Source organism: Winogradskyella endarachnes (genome assembly GCF_009741275.1).
In the GTDB taxonomy this organism is placed as follows: Bacteria; Bacteroidota; Bacteroidia; order Flavobacteriales; family Flavobacteriaceae; genus Winogradskyella; species Winogradskyella endarachnes.
Map to the genome: position 1 here is coordinate 587,819 of NZ_WOWS01000001.1, position 13,144 is coordinate 600,962.

Genomic DNA, 13,144 nt, shown 5'->3' on the forward strand with positions numbered 1-13,144 from the left:
CATTAAATATGTAATTAATAAATATCAAACTTATATGGTTCTGAAATAAAAACAGTTTATCGAAGATTAAAGTCTGTTGTAGCCATATATAGTTATTTCATCGATAAAATAAACACCACTTTTCTATTTAACTGAAATTTTAGAGTTCTCAACAGTTTTTTTTTAACATAACTTTATGTTAAGATAATTTCGTCTAACTATTAATCATATATTACTTAATACAATTGAAAATGAGAAAATTATCAAAATTAATTTTACTTTCTGTACTAATCGGTTTTACATCGTGTCAAGATGAGTCTATAGACGAGTCACAAAATCAGCAAGTTGAATTAAATTTTAGAGATGGCAATGTTGTCTCTGATGGACTTTTAGAAAAAGATGAATTAGTATTTACTGATAAAAGTGAATTACTAAGTGTACGCAACGAAGAGTTTATTCAGAAATCTGTAGTAGCATGTACTCCTGATTTATTAGAAACAGGATACGATCCAACAGTAAACATTGAAGTAATTAGTAAACCAGGAACTAATGGTTACTTTGATGTATCTTTAGATGGTGGTGACATTGTTCAGGCATATTGTTCTGATAGATTACCAAGTCTTAGTGCTGAGGACGATTTTTTAGATTTTAGTGTTATTTCTAGCTACGACGACGCTATTTTAGCTGGTGGTACTTTTGAAAATGTTTACACTAATCCACAAAATTTCGATAAAGTTAACTGGATTCTTAACAATATCGATATCAGTGATGAATCTGTTTACACATACGGACACGTACAATATGCAATTTGGAAATTAATTGAGGGGCCATTTTACAATGATTTTACAGATTATTTAACGCCAACTCCTGGTGATTGGGTAAACTATATTGATGATGCATTAGGTGATGATATCTACGACTTGGCTGTTGCAAACGGTGAAGGATATACACCATCTTGTGGCGAAAAATTAGGATTACTTTTAATTCCTGCAAATCCAGATGACGTTCAATCAATTTTAATAACAAAAGACTTACCTGCTGCTCCTGTTGAAGAATGTGATGATTGTTTAGGTAAAGTAACTGATTTAACTTTAAAATGGGATTGGCATAACGACTACAGAGTTAGAGTATACCAGCGTTACGAAAATACTTGTTATGCTGTAAAAGTATTTGATAGCGTTGTAGGTCTTAACGATGAAATTGCTGTAAGCGGAGTTAACAGTAATGGTACTTTTGGCAAATACTTATATGTTTATGTAGGTAACTGCTATTACACTAAAATTAAAACAAACTGTAACTTAAACATTGGACCTGGCTACAAGAGAGGAGTTCTAGAAGTAGTTGAAGGACAAAGTTCTTTAGGTGGTGAATTATGCGATTATGTACCACCACATAACTATTGCTACTGGTGGTAGTCAATACTAATAAATATAATTTTAAAAAGAGGTGCTTACAGTACCTCTTTTTTTATTCTTAAATAATAAAAAATTTGACTTTTATCCTTTAATACTTGGGATATAATATTTTATAAATATCTATCTTATAGCTTAACAGAACGCTTTACTAATTAAAAATATTGATTCAATTAATTCTTAAACTTGGCTTTTAATAACTTTTTTGTTCTCCAAGCGTAAATAAAGAGCATTGGTATAGGATCCTTGAAAACAAATTTCAAAGGTGTACTATGTAGAATGTATTTTACTTTTAATAACGTCGCAGGTTTATTTGAAACTAGGCGCGCTAAACCTCTTAAATTAACATAAGAAATTTCTTTAGCCTTTTTATAATCAAATAGTTTGTTTAATGTTAATAAGCAATGCAAATATGGAAAGTTAACTTGCGCCATAGAAGATGCGTCAATATTCATCCAATACCTACTATTTATTTCTATTATTTTAAAACTGTTATCATCCTTATCATATCTGCAATCTATATTTGCTACACCAGACCATTCTAAACCCTTCATTACTTTTTTAATAATCTCTAATAATTGAGTATTATCAACAAATTTAAATCCTGTTTGAGGTTCTAAATCTTGATGTTCAATTTTCTCAGTACTTTGAACTGAATACGCTTTTATTTCTCCCTTATCGCAAAGAACATTACAACATAAATCGTAGCCATTGACATAATTTTGATAAATAACGTTACAATTATATTTAATTAATTTGTTATAATTTTCAACTTCCTCTGGGTTCTTTAATATTTTAATTTGGTTACCGCCACTATAGCCATTAACGGGTTTAGCTATTATTGGAAATTTTAAGTTATTAAAATTAGGAAGCTCATTAGGCTTAGTAATTTCACTTTCAGGACAGGGAAGATTATTAATCTTTAAAAATCGATATAAAAGACCTTTATCAATAGCGGTAAAATAATTTTCATTTGAAGGTAAAACACAAACTTTACATGCGTCTTTCAGTAAGCTTTTGTTTTTAATAATACGCGCAATACCACCATCAAAAATGGGCATAATAAGATCAATCTTATGTCTTTCAACTTCTTTATTAATATTACTTATCCATGTTGCGGTACTTCCATTAGGATAATAGGAAAAATGTTTAATTCTTCTAGAATATCGTAAATGACTATTCTTGTTAGAAGACATAATATAAATCTTAATAGCTTTATAAAAGGATAGACAATTTACTACTTGATATGCTAAAACTTTTTGGTCGTCACTATCAGGTATTAAAATTGAAAAGTTCTCTAAACCTTCATTCATTTATTAGTAATTTATTGCAAAGAAAATTAAAATTAATCACTAAAACCTCAATGCCCATTAATATACGATATAACAACAATATCCTCGGTTAATCAACTATAATTAACCTGTTATCTTAAATAAAAACACTAGCAAATTGTTACTGAGTAAATCAAAAAAACATTTACAATTTTACTCAAATTTTAAAAGACGTAATTAGCCTATTCTTTAAGAAATGGTATTGCTATGTCACGTATCCACCTAATTATTTCCAATTTTACCATATAGAATTCATTAAAAAAACAATTCAAAATTATGGCACTTTAAATCCACTGCATATATTTGTAGAAACAACAAAATATATGATTACATCAGATCAAATTAAAGATCTTAATTCCCGTCTAGACATACTTAGACAATATCTTTGACTTAGATGCTAAGCTCATAGAAATATCTAACGAAGAAGAGCAAACCTTCGACCCTAATTTCTGGAACGATTCTAAAGCTGCAGAATTGGTAATGAAATCCATTAGAGAGAAAAAAAGTTGGGTTAACGATTATAACGATGCTAAATCGCTTTTTGAAGATTTAGAAGTTATATACGAATTTTACAAAGAAGACGAAGCTCCTATGGAGAACGTTGTAAACCGTTTTGAAGCTGCTGTAAATGCCATTGAAAAACTAGAATTTAAAAATATGCTTTCTGAAGAAGGCGATAGTTTAAGTGCCGTTTTACAAATTACTGCAGGTGCGGGCGGAACAGAGTCTTGCGATTGGGCAAGTATGCTAATGCGTATGTATTTAATGTATGCAGAAAAAAGCGGATTTAAAGTTAGAGAACTCAACATGCAAGAAGGCGATGTTGCAGGCATAAAAACTGTAACGTTAGAGATTGAAGGCAACTATGCTTTTGGCTGGCTTAAAGGTGAAAACGGTGTACATCGTTTAGTGCGTATTTCTCCTTTTGATAGTAATGCAAAACGCCACACTAGCTTTGCTTCAGTATATGTTTATCCGTTAGTAGACGATTCTATTGAAATAGATATTAATCCTTCAGATATTGAAATAACAACAGCTAGATCTAGTGGTGCTGGAGGTCAAAATGTCAATAAAGTTGAAACAAAAGTTCAGTTATTACACAAACCCTCTGGCATACAAATTCAATGTTCAGAAACACGTTCTCAACACGATAATAGAACTAGAGCAATGCAAATGTTAAGATCTCAATTATACGAAATTGAATTACAGAAGCAAATGGCGCAACGCGATGATATTGAAGCTAGTAAAATGAAAATTGAATGGGGAAGCCAAATAAGAAACTATGTTATGCATCCTTATAAATTAGTAAAAGACGTGCGCTCGGCACACGAAACAGGAAACGTAGATGCCGTAATGGACGGGGACATAGAACCTTTTTTAAAAGCTTATTTAATGATGATGGGTCAAAAAGAAGATTCGGCATTATAATTGTAATTAACAAAATAAAGTTATCGCTTATTCTGTAAATAAATATGATTAAAATATACCATAACCCAAGATGTTCAAAATCTAGACAAGGTCTAGCAATTATAGAAGATTCAGGCAAAGAATTTGAAACAATAAAATATCTAGAACAACCATTAAGTGTTATAGAATTAGAATCTATTATTTCAAAATTAGGTGTTAAACCAATAGACATAGTTCGTAAAAATGAAGCCATTTGGAAATCCGATTTTAAAGGAAAAATCCTTTCAGACAAAAACATTATTGAAGCTATGGTTAACCATCCTAAATTAATTGAAAGACCAATTGTGGTTAATGAAGATAAAGCTGTTGTTGGCAGACCGCCAGAATCAATCACCGAAATCATTTAATACAATAAAAAATGAAAAAGACTACTTTACTATTATTTATGGTACTATTTGCTTTAAGTACAAATGCACAAATGCGCAGAAACTCTAATAGAATTCCTCAAGCAAGTAGTGAACCAACAGAAGAACAATTAGAAAAACGTGCGCGCGAAATGGAAGAGCGCAAAGAAGAATTTATTAATAATTTCTTAACCACATTAGAAGCAGACGAATTTCAAAAGCATATTATTAAGCAAAACATTAATAGTTTTTTTGAAGCCAAAGTGGCACTTTTTAAAGTAAAATACGACCATAGTATAGACAGAAAAAATGCTATTGAAAATCTTGAAAACAATCATTTTAAAGATTTAGAAGAATTAATTTCTGATGCTGATATGGCTAAGATCAAAGAAATGATTAAAGGTAAATTTGACGAAAAAGAAGTGATAAAAGAAAAGCGTAAAAAAAAGAAGAAAAAAAAGGACGAGGACTAATTTTTTAAAATTAGAATTCATACAGACTTTTTTAACACATTGCTTTAACAAAAGATTAACCATTTACGATTGAACTAAAGGTATTTTTGCTAGTCCTATATCAATACTAACCTTTAAAAAATTGTAATGAAATTAAACTTTTACGCTACTCTATTATTCATTTTTACATTGTCTTTTGCCTCTCATGCTCAAAAGGACATAAAAATTGAAGGAACTATAATAGAAGAAGGCTCCAACGTTCCATTAGAATATGCAACTGTTGTTATAAAATCTAATAATAATAATAATAATAATAATAATAATAATAATAATATAGTTACAGGAGGCATAACAGACGCTAAAGGAAAATTTAAAGTAGAAGTACCTGTTGGTGATTACGTTGTATCTGTAGAATATATTTCTTATCAAACAAAAACATTCCCAAATAAAAATTACTCTAAAAACACCAATTTAGGCACCATAAAACTCGCTTTAGATGAAGAATCCTTAGATGAAGTTATGGTGGTTGCAGAACGTACTACTGTAGAAATTAAACTAGACAAAAAAGTTTATAACATTGGTAAAGATTTAACCACAGCAGGAGGAACAGTAAGTGATGCTTTAAACAATGTACCGTCTGTTACTGTAGACGTAGAAGGTGCCATTAGCCTTAGAGGTAACGAAAACGTTCGTATTTTAATTAACGGTAAACCATCTGCAATGGCTGGTTTTGGAGATAGTAATGTACTAAGTCAATTACCTGCCGATGCAATTGAACGTGTTGAAGTCATCACATCGCCTTCCGCTAGATACGATGCAGAAGGAACTGCAGGTATTCTAAATATAATATTAAGACAAAAGGAAACTTTAGGTTTTAACGGCTCAGTTACACTTACTGCAGGTAACCCAGACAATGTTGGCGTTTCCGCTGCATTAAATTACAGAAAAGAAAAATACAACCTCTTTTCTAATTTTGGTTGGCGATATTTTAATGCTCCTAGAACTTCTTTAATAGATGTTAATTATTTTGACACTGTAGAAGATGATGGTTCAATTTCAGAACCAGAATACAGAAGAATTTTAGAAAACCAAGATGTAGACCGTATTAGAAGAAACTACAATACCAATATTGGTATGGAATATTTTTTAAGTAAAACCTCTTCTATTACAGGTAGTTTCTTTTATAATTTTGGTACAGATGCAGATGTTGGTTTAAATAATAGTGAAAGATTTGATAACAGCAATACTATTATTGAAGAAACTCTAAGAAGAGAACGAGAAACAGAAAAAAGTGATGGCTACCAAGTAGCTGTTAACTATGCTAAGCAGTTTGGAAAAGATACAGACCATAAACTTACAGTAGATTTTCAATTTGAAAAAGATAAAGAAGAAGCATATACTTATTTAAACGAAGATTACTTATTTACAAATGATACTGATGCAGAAGCTTTTCAGATTGAACAAGAAACAACAGATGAAGATCAGAAAGAGTATTTAATACAAGCAGATTATGTTTTACCATTAGGAAAAGGTTCTAGATTTGAAGCGGGCTATCGTGGAAATTTTAAAAATAGTATTACAGATTATGAACTAGACCAAGAAGATTTAGATACAGGTGTGTTAGAATTAAACGAATTTGTTTCAAACATTTTTGACTACGATGAAAACGTGAATGCCGTTTACACTCAATACGGAACCAAGTTTGGTAAGTTTTCATTCTTGCTAGGGTTGAGATTAGAAAACACGCAATTAAAAGGTGAAATAGATTCTAGATTAACAGAAGAAGAATTAAACGATTATTTCGGTTTCCCAATTGAAACAGATTTTGATAAAAATTATCTCGGCTTATTTCCTACAGTTAATTTAATTTACAACCTTAATAAAGAAGATTCAGACATTGAAGAAAGTATAACACTTGGCTTTAACAGAAGAATAAATAGACCTCGAGGACGTTATATTAATCCGTTTCCTTCACGTTCTAGTAGAACAAACATTTGGCAAGGAAACCCCAATTTAGATCCTGCATTTTCTAGTACATTTGACCTAGGTTATTTAAAACGTTGGGAAAAATTTACCTTAACCTCATCTATTTATTACCAGCACGAAACAGACTCTTTTGAGCGTGTTCAAGAAAACACAGGGCAACAAACTACCGATGGTATAGACATTATTAGAACCATACCAATTAACTTATCCTCTAACGACCGTACAGGTGTAGAATTAGGTTTAATGTACACACCAGCTAAATGGTTAAGATTAAACTCTAGTTTTAATTTCTTTCAATTTGAAACGGAAGGTGAGTTTAACGATGTAGACTACAGTTCAAAAAACACAAGTTGGTTTGGTCGTTTTAGTTCTAAAGTAACATTACCATTTGCTATAGATTGGCAAACTAGTGCTTTTTATAGAGGTCCTAGTCAAGATGCGCAAACAGATGCAGAGGGTATCTTTTCTTTAGACTTAGCTTTTAGTAAAGAAATTTTTAATAAAAAAGGGACGCTAGCTTTAAACGTTAGAGATTTATTTAACTCTAGAAAATATAAAGCCACTACTACAACAGATTTCTTTGAGCGTTATAACGAATTTCAATGGAGACAACGACAAATAAATCTTTCATTTACCTATAGATTTAATCAGCAATTAAATAAGCGCGAAAAAAATTCTAGAAACCGAGGAAATGGCGATGACGATATGGAATTTGAAGGATAAATCTTTAATACATTAGTAATTTAAAAAGGCACAAAACGTAATTTTCTACATTTTGTGCCTTTTACATTTTATATAAAATAGAACTTATTTTATTTCACTTCCTTTAAAGCATTATCTATTAACATACGTAAATGCTGCTTATGTGCTTTACTAGAAACATTGCCACTTGGAGCTGCCATACTTCTAATTTGTTTTAAATTGTACAACGCCATTGATTTTGCATTATTGGTATAACGGCTATTTTGCTTCCCTATCAACATATCTATTAGCATATTGGTATAAGCTAATTGTAAATTTTGTCTAAATGAATTTACATTTCCAAAAATATCAGCTTTAAAAATAGACGAATTTAAATCGGTCATAAATTTAGACAAGCTATAATCATTACCATACAATTCACTATCTGTTATTCTCTGTAACGTATTTCTATGTAATAAATGTCTTAACACATTACGCTGATATGTTAAAACCTGATTATGAATTTTTGGATCTTCTGGTCCTCTCATAAATCCATATCCACGTCTTTGCATTGCTAAATCATTATATAAATCATTTGGTGCACTAAAGGCTTCTGGTGCAAAGGCATATTTTTTTAAAGCATCCATGGCGCGTTTTTGATCCTCTAAACTTACAGGAGTAAATGGTTGTGTACCGCCTTCTTGCCCAACCATAGCACGATCCACATAAACACCACCAATAAACCTAGAAATTACATTAACAGCAGTTGCTCGTTGACCACTTAAAATATAATATGCTCTCCTTAATTCTTGATAAGATTCTCCTTCTTTTGAAAATTTAGATTTTACAACTTGCATCATACTATCTACTAACTTTATTCTATCAATAGAGTATCCTATTTGATCATTAGATAAATCACCAATCATTACCCTTGGGTCGATTGCTTTTCCTGGAGCACGCATATCATCAGCATCGTTTCCAAAAATTAGTTGTGGTTCTGTACTTCTATTGAGTAAAGCTACTTTTTCATCTTCAGATTTAAATGGTGTATATCCAAATTGTATTGCCCAAACATCATAAGGTCCTACAGAAGTGTCATAATATTGTCCTTGTTTGGTTCTATCGTTAGTGATATTAATTCCGGCATAATCCATCACAGAACCTGTTAAACATTTTCCTTCAATAAAATCTTTGTTTGCTAATTCTTCCGGCGAAAATAACTGGCTCGCTTTCATGTTATGATTTAAACCTAAGGTATGGCCAACTTCATGCATAATTAAGGCTAACATAGCTTCTTCTTTCATTCTCTCCATTTCTAATTCAGAACCTCCAGCAGCTTCAACTACTGCTTGTCCAAACATAGTATTCTCGTGCATTACATGTCCAAAAGAACATAATACTTTATTTTTCTGTAAATATTCTGAGGCATCAAATTCTGCATCTGCTTTTGCTAAATCAAATAATTGATCGTAGAACACTCTATTTGTAAAATGTACATACTCTAACATAATATCAGCACCAATTATTTCACCAGTTTTAGGGTTTACAAAACTTGGACCATAACCGCCAAATGGTGGATTTGGTGAAGACGTCCAACGTAGTACATTATAATTAATATCGCCAGCATCCCAATCTGCATCATCTGGTTGTAACTTTACAACCATGGCATTTTTAAATCCTGCTTTTTCAAAAGCCTTGTTCCATTCTAATACACCTTGTGTAATAGTTTCTCTCCACTCTACAGGTGTTGAGTTCTCCATCCACCACGTAATTGGCTTTACTGGCTCTGAAATTGCAGCATTTGGATCTTTCTTTACTAAATTCCAACGATGTACTAAATCTTTATATGGTGTAGAATTTGTAGCAGTTTGATCATTAACTTGCGTAGTAAAATACCCAACTCTTGGATCATCTAAACGAATCTCATAATCATTATCTGGCATAGCAATTAAACTATGAAACACTTTAATACTAACATTTCTACCATCTGTTACACCTCTAGAACCTCCATTTAATACTGAAGGTTTGGAGTACACATACTCTACTTCTAAATTAGTGTTATCGTTATAATTTTTAATAGAATTAATTTTGGTTTTATTTTTATCTAAATTACCTAGCGTAAACGACATTGGACTAGCACCTGGAAAACGTGGTGGTTTTACCTGAGAGAAGGTTTCTTTTAAAAACAAACCATCTGCCTTTATTAAATATAAACCTTCCTTGTTATCATGCGCTTCAATTTTTACAGCAGCCATTATACCTTCACTAGTATTTGCATCCTTAGATTTTGAAATAGCATTGTCTGGATCAAAATAAAATGATGTGTTCTGGGATACAAACTCTATTTTATTATAGAATTTCTTAACTTTAAAAACCTTAGAACCTCCATAAGCTCCTCTAAATCGGCCAGCGTCAATTACACCATTAGATACTTGATTGAAGTGAATGTACTCTTTTCCTAGTTGCTCTTCAGTAATAACCATTTGTAAAGAACCTGTAATAGTATCTCTGTACATTGTAAAAAGCCCTTCTATTTTTTTGCTAGATTTTGTAAGATCTTTTATCGATTTAGTTTTAGATTTTGGTTTTGGAGCAGATGCTTCAATTTGATTTTTCTTCTTCTTTTTCTTTTTATTTTGCGCTTCTAGGTGATTTGTTGCCATAAAAGCACACATAACTAAAGTAATAGACAAAAGTCTTAAGACATTACGTTTTTTGATTTTCATAACTTATTATTCATTTGATTTTCACCAAGATATTGAATAATTATAAAACTATTTTATTCTTAAATGTTAAATTAATTGATTTGCCAGAGCTCTAAATCCTATTACTTTGGATAAAATTCAAAATTTTCTATTGTATTTTTAGATATATCAATTTAGCAAACTTACAATGTGTTTAATGTTTTTCAATTTAAATTTTAGCTAACTTACTAACATGAATACTATTGCTAAACGTATATATGATTTTCTTAAGGACTTCCCTCCTTTTAACATGCTAACCAGACATCAACTCTTTTCTATTGCTGAAGCTGTAGAAGTTGGCTATTTTGAAAAAGACCAAGCATTGTTCAACATTGACCAAGCAATTAAAAATCATTTTTACGTTGTAAAAAATGGTGCTATTGGATTGTACACAAGTCAAGGAACTATAGTTGACCAATGTGATGAAGGTGACATTTTTGGACTTAGAGCTTTACTGAGAAAAGACAATTATATTTTAGATGCTATTGCCATTGAAGAGAGTATTGTCTATTCAATTTCATCACAATTATTAGAAGAATATATTACAACCAATTCAGATGCTAGTCGGTTTTTAATGACTAGTTTTATTTCTAACACTAAACAATTAGAATCTGATGCTTCATCAATAGTTTCTTCAGAATTTACAAGCCTTCAATCTGTAGATTATTCTAAAAATCCAATTACTTGCACTATTGAAACTACCATTCAATCTGCTGCACAAATAATGACAGACAAACGTATTGGTTCTATTGTCATTGAAAAAGATTCTAAACCTATAGGAATTATAACAGATAAAGATTTACGAATAAAGATTGCAACAGGTCGCTTTTCAATTTCAGAATCTGTTTCTAAAATTATGTCTTCGCCTGTAATCACCTACCAAAAAAACACCACTGTTGCCGAAGCGCAAATTGCCATGTTGAAACATCAAATAACCCATTTGTGTATTACAGAAGATGGCACCAACAATTCTAAATTAACAGGCATTTTATCTGAACATGATATTATTGTTTTAAGGGAAAACAGCGCTTCGTCTTTAGTTAAGGAAATAAAGCGAAGTGCAACAGCAGAGCAATTAAAAGCTATTAGAGCAAAAGCCGAAAAATTATTAAAACGGTATTTAGAACAAGACTTACCTATTGAGTTTGCAGCCAAACTAATCTCAACCATCAACAATGTTATTACTCAAAAAATAATAGACTCAGCGATTAATAAACAAGACACAAAACCTCCTACTGAATTCGCTTGGCTAGCTATTGGCAGTCAAGGCAGGCAAGAGCAATTGTTACTAACAGACCAAGACAATGCCTTGGTCTACAAAGATGTTTCTAAAGATAAACAAGAAGCGACTAAAACTTATTTTCTAAACTTAGCCAAGCAAATTAATAACGATTTAGCTACTGTTGGTTTTAAATTATGCCCTGCAAATATGATGAGTAGCAATCTTAAATGGTGTTTATCGGTTTCAGAATGGAACCTTCAGTTTAACAGATGGATAACAATACCAGACCAAGATAATTTAATGCTCTGTACCATTTTCTTCGATTTTGAACATGTATATGGTAATAAAACACTTATTGAAAAACTAGCTCAAAATATTTTTAAAAGTATAGAAAACCACGATATATTTTTAACCTATTTAGGAAGAAACGCATTACAAAACCCTCCTCCTTTAAGCTTTTTTAGACAGTTTTTAGTTGAAGATGATGGCGAACATAAAAATCAATTTGATATTAAAGCACGCTCCATGATGCCTTTAGTTGATGCTGCACGTTTACTTATTCTTTCGCACAATATTAAATCTACAAATAACACCGTAGAACGTTTTAAAAAATTGGTAGAATTAGAACCACAAAACAAAGACATCTACCTATTTTGTATTGAAGCCTACAAAGACCTGTTATGGTTTAGAACAGAACAAGGTTTACAAAATTCTGATTCCGGACGATTTATTGATGTAAAGTCGCTAAGCAAAGTAGATAGGCTGAAATTAAAACAAAGTTTTAAAGCCGTAAAATCAGTGCAAGAGCTTATTCAAACAAGATTTAAACTTTCTCAATTAATGTAATATGAGCTGGTTTAAACGAAAAACGTATCCACAATTTTGGCAGAATTATCTTTCTCATTTTAAAGTTCAACAAAAAAATGAATTAGAAGCTATTCGGTTTTGCGTTTTTGATACGGAGACCACAGGACTAAACACCAAAGAAGACCGAATTTTATCCATTGGTTGTGTTGGTGTTGAAAATTTTAAAATTAAAATTGCAGACCAATTAGAATCTTATGTGATTCAAGAACATTTTAATGCTGAAACCGTAAAAATTCATGGTTTATTAAAAGCCGGACAATTATCAAAGCTTGAAGAAGAGGAAGTCATCATTCAATTTTTAGATTATATAAAAGATGCTGTTTTAGTAGCACATCATGCCGCTTTCGATGTTACTATGATTAATAATGCTTTAAAAAGAATGCAATTACCCAAACTAAAAAATAAAGTATTAGATACAGGACATCTATTTCAAAAAACAAAATTAGATACAGCCAAAGAACATTTTAGTTTAGATGAACTTTCAAAACGATTCAACATTCCTTTACACGACAGACACACAGCTTCTGGTGATGCCTACATTACAGCCATTCTATTTTTAAAACTACTTGCCATTTTAAATAAAAATAAAGATTTAACCTTAAAAAGCTTATTGCGTTCGCATAAAAGGATTGGTTTGTTGTAAACAAAAGACACACTCC

Annotated in this window: 9 protein-coding genes; 7 read left to right on the plus strand and 2 right to left on the minus strand. The window is 31.1% G+C overall.

The window, feature by feature from the left end; all coding sequences use genetic code 11:
* Positions 1-230 precede the first annotated feature (230 nt).
* Positions 231-1,394, plus strand: a complete 1,164-nt coding sequence (locus GN138_RS02635) for a hypothetical protein (protein ID WP_157361848.1) — start codon at positions 231-233, stop codon at positions 1,392-1,394.
* A 170-nt stretch (positions 1,395-1,564) separates the two neighbouring features.
* On the opposite strand, the gene GN138_RS02640 is transcribed toward GN138_RS02635, so the two are convergent.
* The gene (locus GN138_RS02640) at positions 1,565-2,704 is read right to left on the minus strand and encodes an ATP-grasp domain-containing protein (RefSeq protein WP_157361850.1); all 1,140 of its coding nucleotides are present in this window, start codon (positions 2,702-2,704) and stop codon (positions 1,565-1,567) included.
* 341 nt (positions 2,705-3,045) lie between these two features.
* On the opposite strand from GN138_RS02640, the gene prfB reads away from it, so the two are divergent.
* The 4 genes from prfB (at position 3,046) to GN138_RS02660 (ending at position 7,694) form a co-directional block, all read left to right on the plus strand.
* A protein-coding gene (gene prfB / locus GN138_RS02645; RefSeq protein WP_157361852.1) for a peptide chain release factor 2 occupies positions 3,046-4,150 on the plus strand; the annotation gives its coding sequence in 2 pieces (ribosomal slippage) (positions 3,046-3,108 and positions 3,110-4,150; 1,104 coding nt in all).
* Positions 4,151-4,194: 44 nt separating this feature from the next.
* A complete protein-coding gene (arsC, locus tag GN138_RS02650; RefSeq protein ID WP_157361854.1) occupies positions 4,195-4,536 on the plus strand; it encodes an arsenate reductase (glutaredoxin) in 342 nt (113 codons plus the stop codon).
* An 11-nt stretch (positions 4,537-4,547) separates the two neighbouring features.
* Positions 4,548-5,006, plus strand: coding sequence for a hypothetical protein (locus tag GN138_RS02655; protein ID WP_157361856.1), 459 nt, complete (start codon positions 4,548-4,550; stop codon positions 5,004-5,006).
* A gap of 126 nt (positions 5,007-5,132) precedes the next feature.
* Positions 5,133-7,694, plus strand: coding sequence for a TonB-dependent receptor domain-containing protein (locus GN138_RS02660; protein WP_157361858.1), 2,562 nt, complete (start codon positions 5,133-5,135; stop codon positions 7,692-7,694).
* Positions 7,695-7,783: 89 nt separating this feature from the next.
* Here the strand turns inward: GN138_RS02660 and GN138_RS02665 are convergent, their stop codons facing one another.
* Positions 7,784-10,378 (minus strand): zinc-dependent metalloprotease, encoded by a 2,595-nt coding sequence (locus tag GN138_RS02665; RefSeq protein WP_157361860.1) that lies wholly within the window; start codon positions 10,376-10,378, stop codon positions 7,784-7,786.
* Between the two features lie 211 nt (positions 10,379-10,589).
* Here GN138_RS02665 and GN138_RS02670 point away from each other — a divergent pair, with 211 nt between their 5' ends.
* Positions 10,590-12,464 (plus strand): DUF294 nucleotidyltransferase-like domain-containing protein, encoded by a 1,875-nt coding sequence (locus GN138_RS02670; RefSeq protein WP_157361862.1) that lies wholly within the window; start codon positions 10,590-10,592, stop codon positions 12,462-12,464.
* A 1-nt stretch (position 12,465) separates the two neighbouring features.
* Complete coding sequence (locus tag GN138_RS02675) at positions 12,466-13,128, plus strand: 3'-5' exonuclease (protein ID WP_157361864.1); 663 nt, start codon at positions 12,466-12,468, stop codon at positions 13,126-13,128.
* Positions 13,129-13,144: the final 16 nt, after the last annotated feature.

Excerpts from the sequence above, each read along its gene's own strand:
- arsC (WP_157361854.1), top strand. The coding sequence starts at position 4,195 with ATGATTAAAATATACCATAACCCAAGATGTTCAAAATCTAGACAAGGT.
- GN138_RS02660 (WP_157361858.1), top strand. The coding sequence starts at position 5,133 with ATGAAATTAAACTTTTACGCTACTCTATTATTCATTTTTACATTGTCT.
- GN138_RS02675 (WP_157361864.1), top strand. The coding sequence starts at position 12,466 with ATGAGCTGGTTTAAACGAAAAACGTATCCACAATTTTGGCAGAATTAT.
- GN138_RS02670 (WP_157361862.1), top strand. The coding sequence starts at position 10,590 with ATGAATACTATTGCTAAACGTATATATGATTTTCTTAAGGACTTCCCT.
- GN138_RS02640 (WP_157361850.1), bottom strand. The coding sequence starts at position 2,704 with ATGAATGAAGGTTTAGAGAACTTTTCAATTTTAATACCTGATAGTGAC.
- GN138_RS02665 (WP_157361860.1), bottom strand. The coding sequence starts at position 10,378 with ATGAAAATCAAAAAACGTAATGTCTTAAGACTTTTGTCTATTACTTTA.
- GN138_RS02655 (WP_157361856.1), top strand. The coding sequence starts at position 4,548 with ATGAAAAAGACTACTTTACTATTATTTATGGTACTATTTGCTTTAAGT.
- GN138_RS02635 (WP_157361848.1), top strand. The coding sequence starts at position 231 with ATGAGAAAATTATCAAAATTAATTTTACTTTCTGTACTAATCGGTTTT.